This is a genomic window from Bacillus sp. I-2, assembly GCF_001974945.1.
Lineage (GTDB): Bacteria > Bacillota > Bacilli > Bacillales > Bacillaceae > Bacillus > Bacillus safensis.
This window is the reverse complement of record NZ_LZRW01000042.1, coordinates 150,404-171,699: the sequence shown is the minus strand read 5'-3', so window position 1 is coordinate 171,699 and position 21,296 is coordinate 150,404. Positions and strand designations below refer to the sequence as shown.

The window sequence follows — 21,296 nt, the reverse complement described above, 5'->3', positions numbered from 1 at the left end:
TTTGTGGTTTAAGGGTTTACTTTACCAACACCTGCATTTGAGATCACTTCTGATTTCACATTGTTCACGTTAAGCAAAGAGTAGTTATAAGGAGGGTTATACGTACCTGTTGAAGATGTTGGCAGACTGCCTGTGCTGTTAATATAAGAGTTGTTGATGACATGCCATGTTCCAACTTGACGGCTGTCCCAGCTTCCAATGGCATTATTGGTGTTTTCAAATACGTTGTGTTCAATTCTCATCTTTGCGCCCATACGTGAGTTAATCGCTGTTGCCAAGATGCCTTTATAATAGTTGTTATAGACATGTCCTTCCCCGAAGCGCATAGACGGTACTCGAGAGTTCAGGTTTTCAAAGCGGTTGTTGTGGAACGTAATTTTTCGATTGTAGTTATCGTTATCGGAGCTGCCCATAAGCATTGTCTTCCAGCTGTCATGTACATAGTTCCACGAGAAAGTAATATAGTCAGAGTCATTTTTCACATCAAATAAACCATCGTAGTCATCCTTCCCAGAATTCAATGTGTTGTACAGTTCATTATGGTCGACCCATATGTTTTTAGAACCGCCTTCGATCCCGATCGCATCTTTGTCACCGATTTTGCTGTGGTGGATTTTCAAGTTGCGGATGATGATGTTATTGGCACGCCATACTTTAATGCCAATGCCATTCAATTCGCCGTTCGTCCCTTTACCGACAATCGAGACATTATTCGTATCTTTCACATCGATTTTATTGGCTGATGTATTAGAGGGGGTAATCGTCCCGTCGACAACAATTTTTAATTTTTCATTTGTTCCTTTATTTTTGAGGGCAGCCAATAATTCATTTCCAGATTTGACTGTCACAGTTTTACCGCCTTCACCGCCTGTTGTGCCGCCATTTAATGTGGAGAAGCCTTGTTGATTAAAGTTGGCCATAATAGAAGGGCTTTCTGGATATTTGGCTGCTGCCTTTGCCTCCCCGTTTGGTGCAAATAATGAAGTGACGAGACCGACAGCTAATACACTGGCTAACATTGGAACTTTTCTCTTCAAAGTCAACATCTCCATTCTATTTTGTTTTAATGAAAACGTTTCCAAAATAAGCTGTGATTCAACCAATCCTCCTTCCTTCACAAGCATCGCCTCATTCGGAATGTAGGAAGAGCATAGCATGCAAAAAGGTATCATCGGCTAAGGATAGGCGCAGCGTATTCCATGATTTTCTAGGAAGCTAAGCCAATGATTATTTTATTTCATCTTCATGAGATAAGGACCATTGTCGATAGGTATGAGGATGACATCATGATTATGGAGAGAAGGCTCTCCGTTTGGAAGAAAATCAAAACGCATCATTTTGTTAGAGAAGAAGGAATGCCATAATCATTACATAAGAAAAAATTGGATATAAAATGAGAATCATAGTAGATATGCTAAAAAATCAGGTCTATTTTAAACGATATTGTCATCCGTGTCGTCTCATGAATAAGAGAAGAAAAGAAAGGAGGGACGTGTTTGGAGCAGACAGAAGAGTCATTATTGATTCAGCGGGCAAAACAGGGAGATGATGCCGCGTTTACAGCCCTTTATCGGCATCACTATTCCTTTCTTTACCGATATATGTTGAAGCTGACCCTTCAGCAAGAGCTGGCAGAGGAAATCATGCAAGAAACGATGCTGAAAGCGTATATGAAACTTTCTTCATTTAGAGGAGATGCCTTATTTTCAACATGGCTCATTTCGATTGCATCTAGGCAATTTTTAGATCACCAGAAGAAAAGAAAACGTGAACAAATGAGAGAAGGAAAAGCGAATCAGGAGACCATACGCCGCTTTAAATGGGAAGTTCAGCAAAAGGGGAACACATGGCATGACTTGTGGGATGCTTTAAATGAACTAAAGGCACAGGAGAGAGCACCGATTATTCTGCACTATTATTATGGCTTTACCTATCCAGAAATTGCGTCAATGCTCGGAATGAGAGAAGGCACTGTGAAATCGAGGGTTCATCATGGATTAAAGAAAATTCGAAAGGAGTGGGATTTATGAAGGAAGATCGTTTGACCGAACGTTTAAAAGAAGAGCTGCGGCAGCTAGACGAACAAATTGAAGTGGAAAAGCCAAGTGAGCAGGCTGTCATGGTGATGCTGAAACAGGCGAAGGAACAAGAGAAAAGGCGTTTTAAACAAGAAGTACTGGCATACATTCTGATCAGTTTGACCATTCTGGCACTCTTTGCAGCTGCCATTACCCATTTGCCTATCATCTTCATACTTCTCCAAATAGTGAGCGTCCCCATCTGCTTTGTTGTTGGCTACAAGGAATATCAACATATCAAAGGAGGGTCTTCCTTATGAGTCAGTCGGAAATGATCATCTTATTGTGCGTCTTGCCGTTATTGTTTGCACAGGGCTTTCTTTTATTTATGGATGCAAAGAAAAGAGGGCGTTACAAGTGGTTTTGGGGCATTGTCGGTCTCATTAACTTTCCATCGTCTTCTATTTTATATTGGCTTTGTGTTGTGTTACCTGATCGAAAAAGAGGCGGGAAGCCCCGAAAAGATTGAGTGCATCCGATCAAACTTTTGACCTTTTTTTCGTTAGAAAACCAGCTAGAAATTCATCATGATTCATGTATTTGTCAAAGAAAACGGGACGATAAATATTCGCTCGTTCGTTTCTAGCACATTAGTCATTCCTTGAGCGCTTATTTTTAATGACAATCGCTGCGGCTGCTTGATCTATCTCAATTCGGCATCATTTTCATCTGTTATCAATATTGATCAGATTTTACAATTGGTGTTAAATTAGTCTCAATATGCGTTAGAAAATCTAACAATTAAATGTGTGAAGATATCTACAAGGAGGCAGATGCGACATGTTGACCTTAGATCGAGCAGCACAAACAGCACAAAGCTACATCCACCGTGTGTTAGAAGAGGTGGAAAAACGAAATCCCGGAGAAGAGGAATTCCAGCAAGCCGTAAAAGAAATTCTGGAATCACTCGTCCCAGTTTTTGCAAAGCATCCAGAGTATGAAAAACAAGGCATTTTAGAACGGCTCATTGAGCCTGAGCGGCTTGTGGTATTTCGAGTGCCATGGGTAGACGATGAGGGCAAAGTACAAGTCAATCGAGGGTTTAGGGTTCAATTCAATAGTGCCATCGGTCCTTATAAAGGAGGCATTCGTTTCCATCCAACCGTCAATGCAAGCATTATCAAGTTTTTAGGGTTTGAACAAATCTTTAAAAACGCACTGACTGGTATGCCGATTGGCGGAGGGAAAGGCGGATCGGATTTTGATCCTAAAGGGAAGTCTGATGGAGAAATCATGCGTTTCGTTCAAAGCTTTATGAGTGAACTCGGCCGATATATTGGACCTGATCAAGATGTGCCAGCAGGTGATATTGGTGTAGGAGCACGCGAAATTGGCTATATGTTCGGACAATACAAGAAAATGCGCGGTGCTTATGAAGCGGGTGTACTCACAGGGAAAAGCCCTGGATTCGGAGGCAGCTTAGCGAGAAAAGAGGCGACAGGCTACGGACTGGTGTACTTCATGGAGGAAATGCTGAAAGCACATGGGCTCCAATTTGAAGGACGTTCTGTTGTTGTGTCGGGCTCAGGAAATGTGTCTATTTATGCAATGGAAAAGGTAATCGAATTAGGCGGTAAGGTTGTTGCTTGCAGTGATTCAAGCGGAGCGATTTATGATCCTCAAGGAATTTCGCTTGAGACCATCAAGCAGCTCAAGGAAGTCGAGAATCAGCGGATTGGGGCATACATAGACATTCACCCGCATGCTGAATTAATTGAAGATTGCGAACAAATTTGGTCCGTTCCTTGTGATATTGCGCTGCCATGTGCAACACAAAATGAAATATCAGAGGCGCATGCACAGCAGCTTGTGGCAAATGGTGTCATCGCTGTAGGAGAAGGAGCCAATATGCCGTCCACTCTTAAGGCGGTCAAAGTATTTGAAGAGAATTGTATTTTGTTTGCCCCGGCAAAAGCGGCGAATGCTGGCGGAGTAGGTGTCTCAGCATTGGAAATGGCACAAAACAGTGCAAGAATATCTTGGACATTTGAAGAAGTAGATGCTCAGCTGAAACAAATGATGCAGTCTATTTATCGTCAGTGTACAGAGACAGCAGACGAATATGGACACTCAGGAAACATCATGGTTGGAGCAAATATTGCAGGATTTCGTAAGGTGGCAGATGCCATGATCGCACAAGGCGTGATTTAACTCCTGCTCTCCCGCACCTGTTTATTTCATGACAAGATGGGGAATCGTCCTTTAAGAATGACAATAAGGAGGCGCGGGAGAAATGAAAAAATGGCTGAAACAAATTGTCAAATGGGCACCTGTGATTTATCCATTGGTGAGAAAAATATATAAAGAGCGAAAAGCATCTAAACGTCGTAACGTATCAGCCGGATAATCCGGCTTTTTTTTATGCAAACATACAGAGCCTGTGTACAGGGACATTTGATCATGCAGCAGGTACGCATGAAAAAAGATTGGTTGTCTTTACCCAGCTGATCTCTTCATAAAAAAGGCGGGTACACGATGGTGTACGCCTTTTTTTCGTGGTTTTCGAAAGCATCTTCAAAAAAGATTCATAGGACATTAGATATGGTTAGTTGTATAAATAGGGGCATTTGTCATATAAATGAGTTGGCAATTTTTATTTCTTTTCAGTAGAATATGAGTAATGAAGAGAACTGCAAGCGTATACAACCTGTCCAGACAAGGCAGATTCTCCACCCCTACATAAGGAGGCCGATCTGATGCTGAGTAAAAGACTGGCGCACATCTTAAGTCAGCTCATGGCAGCTGAGACCCCGCTCACAAGCGCTGCACTTTCTGCCAGTTTACAAGTGACAAGCCGCACCATTCGTACAGACATAAAAGAACTGAACGACCGTCTTGCCCCTTATCGAGCGGCAGTAACGGCTGTTAGAGGAGCTGGTTATGAGCTGCTGATCAACGATGAGAATGCCTTTCGCCGTTTTATGAAGGAGGAGGTCGAGCAGGAAGAGCCGCTTGCTGTGCTGCCAGAGGAGCGTGTTCGGTTTATTTTAAAAAGGCTTCTTTTGGCAGAATCTTATGTGAAGCTGGAGGATTTACAGGAGCAGCTGTTTATTAGTAAATCAACGATGAGCAACGATGTGAAATCGGTCAAACGTAAGCTGGAGCCCTTTGATCTGAAGCTGGAAGCGAAGCCGAGCAAAGGCTGCCGAATCAAGGGATCAGAGATGAAAATCCGTTATTGTATGTCAGAATATTTATTCAATGAACGTCGTTCTTATCAAACGATGCTGAACACAGCTGTTACCATTTTGCCAAAGCATGAACTCGAATTGATCCAGAAAACAATGATCAATTATATCAATGAGGAAGGTATGAATCTATCAGACATTTGCATGAATAATTTAATCGTTCATGTCGCCATTGCCTGCAAACGAATTAGACACGGAAACTATGTATCTGTTCTTCCAGAGGAAATCAGCGAAATTCCCCGGGCAAAGGAATATAAGGTCGCTAAAAAAATGGTGGAGCGTCTTGAAGGGCTGCTGGATGTCTCATTTCCACAAGAGGAAATCGTCTATATCACCATTCATTTGCTAGGAACAGCCAAAATGGTACAGTCCTTTTCCTCGAGCGGCCAAAAACAAATTGTAGATGATGACACGAGCCGGCTTGTACAGCTCATGCTGAAGGCTATTGATCAAAAACTGCAGCTTGATTTAGCAGGTGATACGGAACTAATGATTGGACTCAGTCTGCACTTAAAGCCTGCCATCAACCGATGTAAATATGGAATGAACTTAAGAAATCCGATGCTTGATGAAATAAAAGCGGGGTATCCCCTTGCATTTGAAGCGGGGATTATCGCCAGCAGGGTCCTTGAAGAAGAGGAGGGGCTGAGTATTCATGAGAATGAAATCGGATATATGGCGCTTCATTTTGGTGCGGCATTAGAGCGGAGGAAAATGGAGATCCCGCCGAAGCGGTGTCTCATTGTCTGTGCGTCTGGTGCAGGGAGTGCAAGGCTGCTGCAGGATCGTTTGCGGTCACAATTTGGGTCAAAGCTGACCATTTTAGGAACAGCAGAGCTGTATTCGCTTCCGCATGTCTCTTTGCATGCCTTGGATTTGATTATTACAACGATCCCAATTCATATGGATTTACCGGTTCCAGTCATTCAAGTGAACACCATTTTGGGAGGCGGTGATTTTTTAAAAATTGAAGAAGCCCTGACGAGTGAAACAAGGGTGACATTGGCCTCTCAATATATGAAAAAGGAATTGGTTTTTACAAAACGCGCCTTTCAAACAAAGGAAGAGATCATCACCTTTTTAACACAAAAAGTCATCGATATGGGCTTAGCGCCAGCTGAGCTCACACCATCTGTCATGGAAAGAGAAGAGGCTGCGCCTACCTCTTTCGGACATTATACAGCGATTCCGCACCCGATGACGCCGCTGACAGATGAGACGTTTTGGGCGATATGTACATTAGAAAAACCAATCATTTGGGGAGAGAAAAAGGTTCAATTTGTCTGCCTGCTTTGTGTCGAAAAAGAGAATGCCAAAGATTTAAAAGGCATGTACCGCCTGCTGGGGGAGCTTGTGCATAATGTGAAATTCATTCAGCACCTGATCGCCTGTGATACATTTGAAGACATGCTTGATATCATGTATAAAAAGGCTCCTTCGTACAAGAACTAACTGTGTGATATTAACTTTTTCCGCTTCCTAAAGGAAAAAGTATGGGTGTTTATGAAAGCGGTTTCATAATATGATGAATGTGTAAAGAATAGCTTCACACTTTGAAAAGGGGGCGTTTACACATGAACATCTTATTGGTTTGCGCAGCAGGTATGTCTACAAGCTTACTTGTCACAAAAATGGAGAAAAGCGCACAAGAACAAGGAAAAGATTATCGTATTTGGGCAGTATCTGGAGATTCTGCGAAAAATCATATTGATCAAGCCGATGTGCTTTTATTAGGACCTCAGGTTCGATATTTATTACCGCAAATGAAAAAGCTCGGAGAAGAAAAAGGAATCCCAGTAGACGTGATTAATACTGTGCATTATGGCGTATGTAATGGCGCTGAGGTTTTAAAATCTGCTGAACAGTTAGTGAACGGATAAAGGGGGCGGAGGGGATGAATGGATTCAACCGATTTCTAGAAGAGAAGGTCATGCCGTTTGCAGGGAAGATTGCCGCTCAAAGACATTTACAAGCATTGCGTGACGGAATTGTTTTAACGATGCCTCTCATTATTGTCGGTTCACTGTTTCTCATTTTAGCCAACCTTCCGATCCCAGGATACAGCGATTTTATGGCAAGTATCTTCGGAGCAGAATGGGCCACGAAACTATCCTATCCTGTGAATGCAACCTTTGACATTATGGCACTTGTTGCGACCTTCGGGATTGCTTACAGGCTCGCTGAAAAGTATGCCGTTGATGCACTATCATCTGGTGCGATCGCTGTTGCGGCTTTCCTTTTGGCTACTCCATATCAAGTACCTTTCACACCTGAAGGCTCAACAGAAGCTATCCTAGTAGGCGGGGGAATTCCTGTCACACTGATGGGCAGTAAAGGTTTATTCGTTGCCATGATTATTGCCATGCTTTCAACCGAAATTTACCGCTTCATTGTACAGCGGAACATCGTCATCAAAATGCCTGATGGTGTACCGCCAGCAGTCAGTAAATCGTTTATTGCACTTATTCCAGGTTTTGTGGTCATCACCCTGATCTGGGTCGCTAGACTTGTGATTGAGATGACACCTTTTGAGAGTATTCATAATATTATCACGGTCTTAATTGGCACACCGCTATCGATTCTTGGTGGCAGCTTAGGCGGCAGTATCGTTGCGATGGGTGTGCAAATGCTCCTCTGGGCATGTGGTATTCACGGAGCAACTATTGTCGGCGGCGTCATGGGGCCAATTTGGCTCGGTGCAATGGATGAGAATCGTCTTGCATTCCAAGCAGGAGAAGTACTGCCGAATATTTTCACAGCGCAGTTCTTTGAAATCTTCATCAACGTCGGCGGAAGCGGAGCAACGCTTGCTTTGGTGCTGACCATGATCTTACGCGCCAGAAGTAAACAAATGAAACAGCTTGGCCGCCTTGCCATTGGGCCAGCCATCTTTAACATCAACGAACCGATCATTTTTGGAATGCCGATTGTCATGAACCCAATGCTCCTCATTCCGTTTATCCTTACGCCAATCATGATGATCATCACCACATATATCGGAATGAGCACAGGGCTTGTGGCAAAACCAGCCGGGATCGCTGTTCCATGGACCATGCCGCCAATCATTTCAGGCTATCTCGCCACAGGAGGCAAAATCTCTGGTGCTGTCATGCAGCTGATTAACCTTGCGCTGTCATTTGCTCTATACTACCCATTCTTTAGAATGTGGGATAAGCAGAAATTGAAGGAAGAAAGTGAGCTAGAAACAAAAGCATCAACTGATGAAAATGTCGTCAGCATGTAATAGAGGAAACAAGGGGGATGCGGCCGATGGAAATGGAACAAATTGTGTTTCAACTCATCCTGCACGGCGGAAATGGCAGAAGCTCCGCGATGGAGGCCATTACATGTGCAAAACAGGGAAACTTTGATGAGGCGAAGCAAAAATTGCAGGACGCACAAGACGCGTTAAATGAGGCGCATCACGCACAGACAGAGCTGATCCAAGGAGAAATCAGGGGCGAAAAGACGGATATTAGTCTCTTAATGATTCATGCGCAGGATCATCTCATGAACGCAATGACCGTCAAGGAGCTCGCAGCAGAAATCATCGAGCTCCATGAAAAAATGAAGCAACTCGGAGGTGTCAATTCATGAAAGAAGGAATCAAAATTGTCACAATAGGCGGTGGATCGAGCTATACGCCTGAGCTCGTCGAAGGGTTTATTAAACGATATCAAGAATTGCCTGTAAAGGAATTATGGCTTGTGGATATTAAAGCGGGTCAGGAAAAGTTAAACATCGTGGGCGCTCTGGCGAAACGTATGGTTGAAAAAGCGGGTCTGCCGATTGAGGTACACCTGACTCTTGATCGCCGGGAGGCCTTGAAGGACGCAGATTTTGTGACGACACAATTTCGTGTAGGACTGTTGGAAGCACGGGCAAAGGATGAGAGAATACCGCTTAAATACGGCGTCATCGGTCAGGAAACGAACGGACCAGGCGGTTTATTTAAAGGCCTTCGGACCATCCCAGTCATACTAGACATTGTGAAGGATATGGAAGAGCTTTGCCCAGACGCATGGCTTGTGAACTTTACAAATCCAGCGGGCATGGTCACAGAAGCTGTTTTACGCTACACGAATCTAAAAAAAGTGGTCGGTCTATGCAATGTGCCGATTGGGATCAAAATGGGGATTGCCAAAGCGCTTGATGTGGACGTTGAACGCATCGAAGTACAGTTTGCTGGTCTCAATCACATGGTCTATGGATTAGACGTATATTTAGACGGGGTCAGCATTATGGATCAAGTGCTTGATGAACTAGGAAATCCGAACAGCCAGTGGTCCATGAAAAACATTGAAGCGAAAAACTGGGAGCCTTCTTTTGTGAAAGGATTAGGGGTCATCCCATGTCCGTATCACCGCTATTACTATAAAACGAAAGATATGCTGGAAGAAGAGCAAAAGGCGGCTCAAGAGAAAGGAACACGAGCAGAGGTCGTACAGCAGGTCGAGCAGGAATTATTTGAGCTCTATAAAGATCCTGATTTGTCGATTAAACCACCGCAGCTTGAAAAAAGAGGCGGGGCCTATTACAGCGATGCGGCCTGTAACTTAATCAGCTCCATCTATAATGATAAGCACGACATTCAACCAGTCAATACAGTGAACAGAGGGGCGATTGCCAGCATTCCGGCTGAATCAGCGGTTGAAGTAAACTGTATCATTACGAAGGACGGACCAAAACCAATCGCGATAGGTGATCTGCCTGTAGCTGTAAGAGGACTCGTTCAACAAATCAAATCATTCGAGCGTGTGGCAGCAGAAGCGGCTGTGACTGGAGATTACGAGACGGCTCTTGTGGCGATGACCATCAACCCGCTCGTCCCATCTGACGACATTGCAAAGCAAATTTTAGACGAAATGCTCGAAGCGCATCGTGAGCATTTACCGCAATTCTTCAAATCAGTCAATGCTTAACACATAATGGCCCCTTTATGGGGTCATTTTTTATGATTGCCCCATATGGAAACTGGAGAAAGAAGTGTATGATTAGAAATAACAGCATGTATGGCTTCAAAGAAAGGACTGTTGGAATATGGTTGCAATTGGTTTAATGCTTTACGGGTTTGTCGTACAGCCTGTCATGAGTTATGGTACAGTGATCTTGTTTTTGTATGGCCTTATTGCTTCGTTTGTTGGCCTCATTCGGCATAAGGAATATGTGTGGATCTATGTTCTCCGCCTGCTCGTTTGTTTTACCATTCCGGTGACCAATCTGTTGATGTATTTTGCAACGATTGGAGGAGATGCAAGAAAATTTGATTTCCAGCCAATGCCGCTTGTTTATTATCTTGTCTTTATCCTAGAAATCATGATCATCTTTTTGCCAGAGATCTTTTTACTGATGGAAAAAAAGCGGAGCATCAAAAGAAAACAGTGGATATACGCAGGGGCGGTTGTTGGGGTGTCGGTCTTGTTTTGGTGCACGATTTGATGGGAAGCAGACAGGTCAACTAAGTCTATTTCGCCTTTTTTTCTGTAACTTCTTTCGTCGGACCTTTACAAAAGAGATGGAAAGAGCAAGGATAGAGATTCCAAGAGCCTTAAATAAAAACCGGGTGAGGAACGGTGAATCGTCGAAACCAGTGGCGACGATCATCGATCCGATGCAGATTCCAAAGAACGCTAGTAGATAAGTAAAAAACATACCATCACTCTCCTTATTTATGTATATTTACCATTATAAGGGGTAAAAGAGAGGTAATTAAACAAAAAGGAACCCTTCATGATAGAAAGGTTCTTTTTATATGCTTATGCTTGCTTGACGACTGAGTCAACTTCAACTGTCCAGCCAAAGATGTCTGGCTGTGTCCCTTTTTGAATGCCAGTAATGGCCTCATACAATTTCTTGGATACTTCGCCTGTTTGACCATTTTGGATCACATATGGCTGATCATGATAAATTAATTCCCCGACAGGAGAGATCACGGCTGCCGTTCCAGTTCCGAAAATTTCTTCAAGCTCGCCAGATTGATGTGCTTCAATTAACTCATCAATTGAAATTTTGCGCTCTGTTACTGGAATTCCCCAATGCTTTAACAGTTCAAGTACAGAGTTACGTGTGATGCCTTCTAAAATGCTGCCGTTCAATTCAGGCGTCACGATTTCTCCATTGATTTTAAAGAAGATATTCATGCTGCCGACTTCTTCAATGTATTTTTTCTCGACCCCATCAAGCCAAAGAACCTGTGAAAATCCTTTCGTTTCAGCAACTTGCTGTGCTTTAAGGCTTGAGGCATAGTTTCCAGCTGTTTTGGCATTTCCTGTTCCACCCTTAACGGCACGGACAAACTCATTTTCAACTGCAATTTTGACCGGATGAATGCCTTCTTTATAGTATGATCCCACTGGGGATAAGATAATCAGCAGCTTATACGTGCTAGACGGTGCAACGCCTAAATACGGCTCAGTGGAAATAATGAATGGACGAATATACAAGGAAGTGCCCTCTGCATCAGGTACCCAATCCTTATCAATACGAATGAGTTCATTTAAGCCCTCTAATACTGTTTCTGTATCAATTTGCGGAATACACAGGCGGTCATTGGATCTGTTTAAGCGCTCCATGTTTTTTTCCGGACGGAATAAGAGAATTTTTTGATCCTCAGAAACATAAGCCTTCAAGCCTTCAAAAACAGATTGACCATAATGGTAGACCATCGAAGCTGGATCCATTGGAATGGCCTGATAAGGGATAATTCTTGGATCGTACCAGCCTTTATCAACTGAATAATCCATCACAAACATGTGATCTGTGAAGATTTTTCCGAATTCAAGTTGATCAGATTGAGGTTTTGGTTTTTTTGTTGAACTAAGTTCAACGCGGATGGGTTGTTTTGGCATTGTAAATCTCCTTGCTGTTTGATTATTTGAAAATTCTAATAATATGAAATAATTATGATTCTATTCTATACCTTCACAAAATATTAGCAATAGGTTTTCTGGAATTCAGACAAGAAAAATCTGTTAAAGCGCTTTCCTTTTCTCTGCTGTCAGTTTGACTCCTGTCACCCCTTTTTAAAAAAGAAATAAAATCCAAATGCATTATTAACTGATTAATCTGACAATTTAAAAACGAATGGTTTTCCTGTAAGATATTCTTTCAACCATACACCTTTTGACTAGTACATTGCAAGGGACATCGTCATATTTTAATCCTCTTTTTTTTAACCGATAAAGGAAGAAGAGAAGAGAAAGGAGCAAACAACAAGATGAAACGAGCGATACCAGGCATTTTACTCATTTTATTCATGACCGTGATCAGCTTTGGCTGTCAGGCGGTGACAGATGAGGCTGGCGCTAAGCAAAGCACAGCCTATTACGTAGCGGTAAACGGAAGCGACAAAAACCCGGGAACAAAGCAAAAACCTTTCCGCACGCTGAAAAAAGCAGCAAGTATGGCGAAGGCTGGGGCAACCATTTACATGAGAGGCGGTACATACAAAGAAAAATTGATTGTCCGCCATTCAGGAACAAAGAAAGCACCCGTTGTCTTTCAAGCTTACGGAAAGGAAAAACCTGTGATTAGCGGGGCTTCCCTAAAAGGAAATCAAGCCGATGGAGGTCTTGTCACGATCGATCAAAAGAGCTACATCACCCTCAAAGGCCTGACTGTAGGACACCTTAAGACGAATAAAGAAGATTTGACACCAGTTGGTATTTTCATCAAAGGAAGCGGTAAAGGCGTCAAATTGCTTAATAACCGAGTGTATGATATTCAGACGAAACATAAAAATGGAAATGCACATGGAATTGCTGTCTATGGGACAAAAGCTCCTGCAGCGATTGAAGACATTGAAATCAAAGGAAATACCGTTGAAAAATTAAAGCTGGGCTTCAGTGAAGCGCTTGTGCTAAATGGAAACGTCAAAAAGTTCCGTGTGACACATAACACGGTCCGGCACACTGATAATATTGGCATTGATTTAATTGGTTTTGAGAACGTAGCACCCTCTAAAAAGTATGATCAAGTTAGAAATGGGGTCGTCTCTAGAAACAAAGTATATGAAATTACGAGTGCAGGGAACCCAGCCTATGGCAGCGACATCTCCGCTGGCGGAATTTATGTTGATGGCGGAAAAGACATTGTGATCGATCATAACATCTCACATCACAACGACCTGGGGATTGAAGTCACAAGCGAACATAAAGGAAAAATGGCGGACCGTATCCGTATCGAACACAATCAAGTATATTTAAACCGTTATACAGGCATTTCTATTGGCGGCTATGATAAGAAGCGGGGCGGTACAACCCATACGACGATTTCACATAATACTTTGTACAAAAATGACACAGCCGGCTTAGAAGGCGGTCAATTGCTGATGCAATATCAAGCAGTGAACAATCGAATCACGAATAATATCATGACAGCTAGTGCCTCGCATTACTTAGTCGTGAATCTTTATCAAGTGAACCAAAAGAATACCTTCCAGAAGAACGTTTATGATGACCGCAAAGGTGCGAAAGCATCACAGTGGGTATGGCGCGGGAAATGGATGGAAGGCTACAAAACGTATCTTTCTAAAAGCGGTCAAGATAAAGGATCAGCACATCTCAACCCACAATTTGTGAATGAGAAAAAATATGATTTCCGTCTGAAGAAATCATCACCTGCGAAGAAAATCATCGGAAGCTGATGATATTTTAGAAATTTTCAAAAAAGTCATTGACATTGATGTGACATCACATTAAAGTAAAGAAGACATTTCAACGAAAACAAATTTCATAACGGATCTCTTATCAAGAGAGGCAGAGGGACTGGCCCTATGACGCCCAGCAACCGTTTCTATTTTAGAAATTGGTGCTAATTCCTGCAAAGCTGTTACAGCTTTGACAGATAAGAGAGGAAGACTTCCCGATACATGTTTCATGCAACGGTGATCAAGCCTCTCTTTCCAAGAGAGGCTTTTTTTCGTCTCTTTTTCGAATCAAATGCCTGTTTTACAGGCGTATTTCCACTTTTTTACCTAGTTTTCCGATGTGAAAAATAAAAACAACTCGAGGAGGAACAGCAATGAAGCGTAAGCATTTTACATCATTTCTTGTCTTATTAACGGCATTGACCGTCCTGTTAACTGGATGCGGCACCGGATCAAGTGCAGGTTCAAAGGCAAATACGAACGAAAAGGTTTCCTTTGATAATGTACCGAAGCGATTTGCAAAGGGACAGGGGGCAAAAATTAAAGTCATCCGCAAAATTGGAGGAGACGATCATACAGCTCAATTTTTAGCTGGAACGAAGGCAGAAGGTGAGGCACTAGGCTTTAAGGTAGATGTCTACACAGCAAATGGAGATACAGCGAAGTTCCATGATGCCATCTCTCAGGCGCTTGAAGAAAATTACGATGGCTTTATCATCTCTCACGGGGACGACGAGGCGACAGTCGCTGATGTGAAAAAGATCACAGCGAAAGGCATTCCAGTTGTAGCATTTGATTCGAATCCTAAGCTGAAGGACATCAAAGGGGTCACAGTGACATCTCAGGATGACGAACAATTAGCGAAAAAATCATTAGATGCGCTCGTGTCTGATTTTAAAGGAAAAGCAAATATTGCATACCTGTGGGTAGATGGATTCCCACCAATGGTGAGACGAAATAAGGTCTATCAAGAAACGCTTAAACAACATTCAGGGATCAAGGAGCTTGACCGCTTTGGTATTGCCTCCTCTGATACGTCTGTTCAAACGCAAAATGCAGTAGCAGCCATGCTGAATAAGTATCCAAAGGGCAAGCTGGACGCTATTTTTGCCACATGGGATGCCTTTGCGATTGGGGCAGCAAGAGCGTTAAAGGAAGCAGGAAGAACAGAAGTGAAGATTTATGGGATTGATGTATCAAATGCGGATCTTCAAGAAATGACGGCGAAGGACAGTCCGTGGAAGTACACAGCAGCGGTTGATCCGAAGCTCATCGGTGCAGTCGACGTGAGGATTCTTGCGAAGAAAATAGCTGGTGAGAAAACACCATCTTCCTATGACCTTGAGGCCTCTCTCATCTCGCAAAAGCAGCTTCAGCAAGCAGGAAAAGCCATTAACATGGTCAATCTTGCAGACGAAGTGAAGGGATTCGGTTCATCGACTGCTTTTGAGGAAGATTGGATGAAGACCTTGAAGAAGCATTATACAAAATAAGTGACGTGCACTCTCTTTTCATAGAGGGTGTTTCGTTTTTCAGATGATATCAAGAGAAGGAGGACACCAATGACAGCGCCGCTTGTTCGTATGAAAAATATTTCAATTGAATTCCCAGGGGTCAAAGCGTTAGATCAAGTAAATTTCACATTAAAAAAAGGGACGGTCCATGCACTGATTGGAGCAAATGGTGCTGGGAAGTCAACGTTAATGAAGGTTCTTTCTGGCGCTCATTCCCACTTCGACGGGACCATCCACATCAATGGCCAGGCGGCAACCATTCAAACCCCAAAGGATGCATCCTCATATGGTGTGCAGACGGTCCATCAAGAAGTGGATACGGCGCTTGTTCCCTACTTAAGTGTTGGTGAGAATATGATGATGCATGAAATTGAGAAAAAAACATTTGTCAGCTGGAAAGAGCTGCATCGCAGGGCGGCTCAGCTATTAAAAGAAATGGACATCGACATTTCCACAAAACGACTTGTCAGCGATCTGACCCTTGCTGAAAAACAGATGGTGCTCATTGCCAAGGCCGTTTCCATTAAATGCAGCATTTTAATCTTAGATGAACCAACGGCTCCGCTTAGTCATGCAGAAACAAGCAAATTATTCTCAATGATTGATCGGTTGAAACAGCATGGGACGGGGATCGTGTTTATTTCTCACCGCATGCCTGAAATTTTCACCATCTGTGATGAACTGACTGTGATGCGAAATGGAACGGATGTCGCAGCTCACCTTGTCAAAGACACAAATCCGCAGCAGGTCATTGAAGAAATGCTAGGTGCCCCATTAGAGGAGCAATTCCCGTCTCGCAGGCCACTGAAAGATGCACCTATAGTGCTTGAAGTGAAAGAGCTAAACGATCAACATAAATTAAACAACATTCACTTTTATGTCAAAAAAGGAGAAATTCTCGGGATCGCAGGACTTGTCGGTGCTGGTAAAACAGAATTGTGCAAAGCCCTTTTCGGTGCCTCAGTAAAAAAGACGGGGACCGTGCAGCTTCATGGTCAAACCATTCGCATCACATCGCCTCATCAAGCGGTGAGAGCTGGAATGGCTCTTGTGCCGGAAGAGCGGAGAAAAGAAGGGATCCTGACCGAAGAGAGCGTGGGGTGGAACTTAACGGCTGCAAGTCTTCACTCATTTTCACGGATATTCAGCTTCTTACATCGTTCGAAGGAAAAACGGGAAGCAGGCGACATCGTCAAACGGCTTGGTGTCAAAACGCCTTCGCTTGAAGCAAAGGTGAAGCACCTATCTGGTGGAAATCAGCAAAAGGTTGCCATCGGAAAATGGCTACTGGCTGAGGCAGATGTGTATCTCTTTGATGAACCAACCAAAGGTGTAGACGTTGGAGCGAAAAAAGATATTTTTACTCTGATTGCAGAGCTTGCTGCCCGCGGAAAATCTGTCATTTATGCGTCGAGTGAGCTGTCAGAGATTGCAGGTATCGCAGACCGAGTATACGTGCTATATGATGGCAGCATTGCCCGGGAAATGACCGCACCGACGACTGAAGAGGAGCTTTTATATCATTCAACAGGAGGACAATCATGAGCGAACAACAAATTCCAGCCCCTGTGCAGCAAATCAAAAAACAGCGGCCATCCTTTCATCTGTTTGATTTCTTTTATCAATATGGCACAATCTTAACCATTGTCGTGTTGATTGTGGTATTTGCGGCATCGAATCCAGCGTTTTTGCAATCAGGAAATATCATCAATATTCTACGATCTATCTCAATAGTGACCATCATTGCGGTGGGTTTAACCATCTCATTGGCAGTAAACGGCTTTGATTTATCAGTTGGATCAGTCGCTACGCTATCTAATGCGATTGTCATTTCTATGTTCGTATGGTTCTCGCAAAACCCACTGATTGCAATCCTCTCTGCACTAGCAGCTTCTATCATTGTTGGTTTGCTAAATGCATGGATGATCGTCAAAATGAAAATTCCAGATATGCTCATGACATTAGCCATGATGTTTATCATTCAAGGGCTGGCTCAAACGTATACGAAAGGGGCGACTATTTCTGAAAATATGGTGCTTCCCGATGGCACGTTCTCAACGGGAACGATTCCTGCCTTTTTCAGCAAAATTGGACAGGTGCCATATATCATTCTTATTATGGCTGTCATTGTACTATTTGCGCATGTTTTCATGACCTACACAAAGCACGGCCGATTCATGTACATCATCGGTGGGAATAAGGAAGCGGCTCGATTGTCTGGCATACATGTGAACAAATACAAAATTGCGGCCTATCTGCTTTCTGCGTTATTTGCAGCGATCGGCGGTATCGTACTGGCATCAAGGGTCATGACAGCAGAAATTAATGCGGGTGCACCATATTTAATGGATGGAGTAGCGGCTGCTTTTATCGGCTTTTCCGTCATGGGAGCAGGTAAACCAAACGCATTTGGCACTTTTATCGGAGCTGTACTCATCGGTATCTTACAAAATGGGCTTGTGATGATGTCTGTCCCTTATTATGCAATGGATATTGTGAAAGGCTCTGTGCTGGCCCTTGCGCTGGCGCTGACATATTACAAACAACGAGGCTAACTGCGTATTTTTTAAAACCATTCGAGTCCTCTCTCCGTCTAGTAAACGGAAAGCGGTGCAGCTGCCGTTTCCCAAAAGGAGATGACAAAAAGAAAATGAATATGTCAGCAACTCATGTAGAAGATTTGAAAAATGTCATGGAAGACTGGAAAAATGAACTATTAGTATATAAATTTGCATTAGATGAAATGGATACAAAGTTTTCAATTATCAGCCAGGAGTATAATTTAATCCATGGACACAACCCAATAGAGCATACAAAATCACGAATTAAATCCTTTGAAAGCATAGTGAATAAACTAGCAAGAAAAGGATGCGACATCACGACACAATGTGCCAAGGAGCATATCCATGATATTGCAGGTGTCCGCATCATCTGTTCTTTTATTCAAGATATCTATAACATTATGGATGTATTGAGGCAAAGAGAGGATTTAAAGATCCTTGAAGTGAAGGACTACATTCAACATCCAAAACCAAATGGCTACAGAAGCCTTCATTTAATTGTTGAGATACCTGTCTACTTAACAAATCGTGTGGAGCATGTGAAGGTTGAGATTCAGGTGCGGACCATTGCGATGGATTTTTGGGCGAGTCTAGAGCATAAAATCTATTATAAACTGCAAAACGATGTTCCTCATCAGCTGACTGATGAACTGAAGGAAGCCGCAGATATTGCCCATTACTTAGATGAAAAAATGCAGAATATTAAACGAGAAATTGATTAGCACATCAAAAAGCAGCTGTTTTGATCACAGCTGCTTTTTTCATATTAAGGGTTGGTTCCACGGTCTCTCTTTTGAATAATATCTTGAGATTGTGCAGATTGACTGTCTTTTTGAATGGAAGTACCAACAGAAACACCTGTTATCAAGAGGGTTAAAATCGCACTTGTGATGAGCCAATTCTTCATCATACATCACTCCATTTTCTTAACAAGTTTTCAAGGACAACGCCTTGTTTCTAAAATAAGAGGATTCTTCATGAAGCCCAAGATCCGTTAAGTAAGCTGCTGCATCCTGACAAATAGCTTCAAGGTCAACAAGGAAATTCATTGATTCTAATTGATCGCAATAATCCTTGATTTGCTCAATCATGTTGTCTGGCTGAATCATAAGTGTTTCTAAAATGGATAATTTAAGTGAAATGTTTCGTTGTTTTAAATTTTCTGCTTTTTGAAGTGAAAGCTGTACATAATAGTGGAACAAACCTGGCTTTTTCAGCTTAAATAGTGCTTTTGTGTAGGCGTACATGGCAAGTAAATAGCCGCCTGGAGAAGAAGTTTCGAATGATTCTATCATTAAAGCCTTTTCTAGGAGTGGCACAGCTTCACTGTATTCATTTCTTAGACTTTTAATAAAGGCTGCATTGCAATAGGCATGTCCAAGTAAATCTGGATCATCCATCTGTTCTAGTGAATGAATGACTTCTTCGAACAGCGATTCTGACTCATCATATTTCGACTGATCCGCATAATTCAAAGCAAGCATCATTTGACAGCTGATTGATTTTTTCACATAACATGGATCTGCGTCGTAAATAGATGAAGCCATCTTTAAGTGGTGAATGGAGAGAAGCGTGGATCTAATATTATAGTAAAGACACCCTGTTTTATAATGAAATTCGGCTTTTTCAATGTCATCGTGCACGAGATCTAATTTATCCTCGGCCAATTTTAAATGGTGAAATGCCGTATCCTGATTGCCTCTGCGCATTTCATACATCCCTTTAAAGAAATAGAAATAATAGCTGAGCATATCATCCGTACGGATGGCATTTTCATCAACAAAAAGACTATGATCTAACGAAGCTGTATCTTCTATTAGATCTTTAAAACGGTACTCTAGCAGTTGATAGTAAAGTAAGACGTCTTGATTTTCTTCCATTCGATCAAACGCTTGAAGAATGTCTTCTTTTAACTGGATAGCACCTTGTATCTCTCTTTTTTTCATCATGACATACCAATCATTGAGCATATTCGCTACATCAACGGACGACAAAACACCTGCTTCTGCCAATTCATATCCTCCTTTCTTCATCTATCAGTAACCGTTCTTCTGAATCAACTTCCCATATTCCAGTATCTTCTTATATTTTAAGCTCTCTCGTGCAGTTTGTAAAACATGTTTTTTGATGTAAATTCAACCAGTAGTGAAAGAAATAGGGAGCCACTGCTCTTTTTGTATACGCTTACATATTTTTAGGTAAAAAGAGGGTTTTGAAAAAAATATATTACAATATCAATAAAGAGAGGAAAGAAGTTGTTGAGTTTGCTTTCGTATGCAAGGGAGAAACTTCATTTATCAAGGCGCTGACTCGTTTTTTGTGAGATTATCTCACATCATAATTGTGAATCACTCTTCTTTTAGAATAAAATGAGTTATTCGCAAAAAAGTAAAATTTAAAGAGACTATTGATCTAGAATTGTATGGATCTTTGGTATTGATAAAAAATATCACACACTATAGATTTAGCGTGGTATAGTATTATTGTTATTGCGAATATTTAGACAAAACTGACAATGGGGGTCGTGTTTTATGAAGAAATCGATGTTATTGATCATGGGACTAATTGTTGTGCTTGTCATGGCAGCCTGTGGATCAAAATCGGACAGTGGTTCGGGAGAAGGCAAAGGCACATATAAAATTGGGATAGATACAACTTATCCGCCATTTGAATTTGAAAAGGGCGGTAAATATGAAGGGATAGACGTTGATTTAATTAATGCAATCGCGAAAGACCAAGGTTTCAAAGTGAAGCTTGAAGCCATGGACTTCTCAGGCATCATTCCAGCGATGCAGGCAGGACAGCTTGATGTTGGAATGGGCGGAATGAGTATTACAGATGAGCGTAAGAAGAAAGTAGATTTCTCAGATCCTTACTTCGACGCTGGACTGACAGTTGTTGTGAAAAAGGACAGCAGCATCAAATCTATTAATGATTTAAAGGGGAAAAAGCTAGCTGTTAAAAACGGGACGACTGGTGCAAAATTCGCATCTGATAACGCTGATAAATATGGGTATGAAGTCGTTCAATTTAATGACAGCCCATCTATGTTCCAGGAAGTATCAAACGGAAATGCAGATGCCTTAATTGAGGATTATCCTGTCATTACGTATGCGATCGCACAACAAGATTTAAAATTGAAAACAGTTGGAGACCGCTTGAATGGAGACCAGTATGGTATCTCTGTCATGAAGGGGAAAAACCAAGACCTATTGAAGAAGATCAATAAAGGCCTTGAGAACCTAAAGAAAAACGGTGAATATGACAAAATTATTGATAAATATTTGAAGTCATAACACAAGCGAGGC

Annotated in this window: 22 protein-coding genes and 1 riboswitch; of the genes, 18 read left to right on the top strand and 4 right to left on the bottom strand. The window is 42.2% G+C overall.

What is annotated here, in order from left to right; genetic code table 11:
* Nucleotides 1-8: 8 nt before the first annotated feature.
* Nucleotides 9-1,046 (bottom strand): pectate lyase family protein, encoded by a 1,038-nt coding sequence (locus tag BAE31_RS12095; RefSeq protein WP_076840632.1) that lies wholly within the window; start codon nucleotides 1,044-1,046, stop codon nucleotides 9-11.
* A gap of 177 nt (nucleotides 1,047-1,223) precedes the next feature.
* On the opposite strand from BAE31_RS12095, the gene BAE31_RS19705 reads away from it, so the two are divergent.
* The 12 genes from BAE31_RS19705 (at nucleotide 1,224) to BAE31_RS12045 (ending at nucleotide 10,705) form a co-directional block, all read left to right on the top strand.
* Nucleotides 1,224-1,364: a hypothetical protein gene (locus tag BAE31_RS19705; protein ID WP_170871299.1), complete on the top strand. Its 141-nt coding sequence runs from the start codon at nucleotides 1,224-1,226 to the stop codon at nucleotides 1,362-1,364.
* A gap of 132 nt (nucleotides 1,365-1,496) precedes the next feature.
* On the top strand, nucleotides 1,497-2,030 hold the full coding sequence (gene sigY, locus BAE31_RS12090; RefSeq protein ID WP_076840521.1) for an RNA polymerase sigma factor SigY: 534 nt from the start codon (nucleotides 1,497-1,499) through the stop codon (nucleotides 2,028-2,030).
* Nucleotides 2,027-2,338 (top strand): YxlC family protein, encoded by a 312-nt coding sequence (locus tag BAE31_RS12085; protein WP_076840520.1) that lies wholly within the window; start codon nucleotides 2,027-2,029, stop codon nucleotides 2,336-2,338. Before sigY ends, BAE31_RS12085 begins: the two co-directional genes overlap by 4 nt.
* Entirely contained in the window at nucleotides 2,335-2,547 is a 213-nt protein-coding gene (locus tag BAE31_RS12080; RefSeq protein ID WP_041108354.1) for a hypothetical protein, read from the top strand. The genes BAE31_RS12085 and BAE31_RS12080 overlap by 4 nt, the downstream gene beginning before the upstream one ends.
* Before the next feature lie 311 nt (nucleotides 2,548-2,858).
* Nucleotides 2,859-4,229, top strand: coding sequence for an NADP-specific glutamate dehydrogenase (gdhA, locus tag BAE31_RS12075; protein WP_048237796.1), 1,371 nt, complete (start codon nucleotides 2,859-2,861; stop codon nucleotides 4,227-4,229).
* An 82-nt stretch (nucleotides 4,230-4,311) separates the two neighbouring features.
* On the top strand, nucleotides 4,312-4,425 hold the full coding sequence (locus BAE31_RS19935; RefSeq protein WP_223251037.1) for a hypothetical protein: 114 nt from the start codon (nucleotides 4,312-4,314) through the stop codon (nucleotides 4,423-4,425).
* A 349-nt stretch (nucleotides 4,426-4,774) separates the two neighbouring features.
* Nucleotides 4,775-6,718, top strand: a complete 1,944-nt coding sequence (locus BAE31_RS12070; protein ID WP_076840519.1) for a BglG family transcription antiterminator — start codon at nucleotides 4,775-4,777, stop codon at nucleotides 6,716-6,718.
* Nucleotides 6,719-6,840: 122 nt separating this feature from the next.
* Nucleotides 6,841-7,146 (top strand): PTS sugar transporter subunit IIB, encoded by a 306-nt coding sequence (locus BAE31_RS12065; RefSeq protein WP_003214824.1) that lies wholly within the window; start codon nucleotides 6,841-6,843, stop codon nucleotides 7,144-7,146.
* A 14-nt stretch (nucleotides 7,147-7,160) separates the two neighbouring features.
* Entirely contained in the window at nucleotides 7,161-8,510 is a 1,350-nt protein-coding gene (celB, locus tag BAE31_RS12060; protein WP_024423868.1) for a PTS cellobiose transporter subunit IIC, read from the top strand.
* A 26-nt stretch (nucleotides 8,511-8,536) separates the two neighbouring features.
* A complete protein-coding gene (locus tag BAE31_RS12055; RefSeq protein ID WP_024427495.1) occupies nucleotides 8,537-8,863 on the top strand; it encodes a PTS lactose/cellobiose transporter subunit IIA in 327 nt (108 codons plus the stop codon).
* Nucleotides 8,860-10,188, top strand: a complete 1,329-nt coding sequence (locus BAE31_RS12050; RefSeq protein ID WP_076840518.1) for a 6-phospho-beta-glucosidase — start codon at nucleotides 8,860-8,862, stop codon at nucleotides 10,186-10,188. Before BAE31_RS12055 ends, BAE31_RS12050 begins: the two co-directional genes overlap by 4 nt.
* Before the next feature lie 118 nt (nucleotides 10,189-10,306).
* Entirely contained in the window at nucleotides 10,307-10,705 is a 399-nt protein-coding gene (locus BAE31_RS12045) for a hypothetical protein (protein ID WP_076840517.1), read from the top strand.
* A gap of 317 nt (nucleotides 10,706-11,022) precedes the next feature.
* Here the strand turns inward: BAE31_RS12045 and BAE31_RS12035 are convergent, their stop codons facing one another.
* On the bottom strand, nucleotides 11,023-12,114 hold the full coding sequence (locus BAE31_RS12035; protein WP_024426445.1) for a branched-chain amino acid aminotransferase: 1,092 nt from the start codon (nucleotides 12,112-12,114) through the stop codon (nucleotides 11,023-11,025).
* 368 nt (nucleotides 12,115-12,482) lie between these two features.
* Here BAE31_RS12035 and BAE31_RS12030 point away from each other — a divergent pair, with 368 nt between their 5' ends.
* From BAE31_RS12030 to ywaC, 5 genes are all read left to right on the top strand, one after another.
* The gene (locus BAE31_RS12030) at nucleotides 12,483-13,910 is read left to right on the top strand and encodes a right-handed parallel beta-helix repeat-containing protein (RefSeq protein WP_076840516.1); all 1,428 of its coding nucleotides are present in this window, start codon (nucleotides 12,483-12,485) and stop codon (nucleotides 13,908-13,910) included.
* A 97-nt stretch (nucleotides 13,911-14,007) separates the two neighbouring features.
* Nucleotides 14,008-14,117, top strand: a riboswitch (SAM riboswitch).
* 170 nt (nucleotides 14,118-14,287) lie between these two features.
* Complete coding sequence (locus tag BAE31_RS12025) at nucleotides 14,288-15,406, top strand: sugar ABC transporter substrate-binding protein (protein WP_041108337.1); 1,119 nt, start codon at nucleotides 14,288-14,290, stop codon at nucleotides 15,404-15,406.
* Between the two features lie 69 nt (nucleotides 15,407-15,475).
* Entirely contained in the window at nucleotides 15,476-16,972 is a 1,497-nt protein-coding gene (locus BAE31_RS12020) for a sugar ABC transporter ATP-binding protein (RefSeq protein ID WP_076840515.1), read from the top strand.
* Nucleotides 16,969-17,982, top strand: coding sequence for an ABC transporter permease (locus BAE31_RS12015; protein WP_041108333.1), 1,014 nt, complete (start codon nucleotides 16,969-16,971; stop codon nucleotides 17,980-17,982). The genes BAE31_RS12020 and BAE31_RS12015 overlap by 4 nt, the downstream gene beginning before the upstream one ends.
* Nucleotides 17,983-18,077: 95 nt before the next feature.
* The gene (gene ywaC, locus BAE31_RS12010; RefSeq protein ID WP_025093809.1) at nucleotides 18,078-18,710 is read left to right on the top strand and encodes a GTP pyrophosphokinase YwaC; all 633 of its coding nucleotides are present in this window, start codon (nucleotides 18,078-18,080) and stop codon (nucleotides 18,708-18,710) included.
* Nucleotides 18,711-18,754: 44 nt separating this feature from the next.
* Here ywaC and BAE31_RS19700 read toward each other — a convergent pair whose 3' ends face one another.
* Nucleotides 18,755-18,895, bottom strand: a complete 141-nt coding sequence (locus BAE31_RS19700) for a hypothetical protein (RefSeq protein WP_170871298.1) — start codon at nucleotides 18,893-18,895, stop codon at nucleotides 18,755-18,757.
* A 19-nt stretch (nucleotides 18,896-18,914) separates the two neighbouring features.
* Nucleotides 18,915-20,000, bottom strand: a complete 1,086-nt coding sequence (locus BAE31_RS12005) for a Rap family tetratricopeptide repeat protein (protein WP_041108330.1) — start codon at nucleotides 19,998-20,000, stop codon at nucleotides 18,915-18,917.
* A gap of 519 nt (nucleotides 20,001-20,519) precedes the next feature.
* Between BAE31_RS12005 and BAE31_RS12000 the strand changes: the two genes are divergently transcribed.
* Nucleotides 20,520-21,284 carry a transporter substrate-binding domain-containing protein gene (locus BAE31_RS12000; RefSeq protein WP_024423857.1) on the top strand — a complete coding sequence of 255 codons (765 nt, stop codon included), beginning with the start codon at nucleotides 20,520-20,522 and terminating at the stop codon, nucleotides 21,282-21,284.
* Nucleotides 21,285-21,296: the final 12 nt, after the last annotated feature.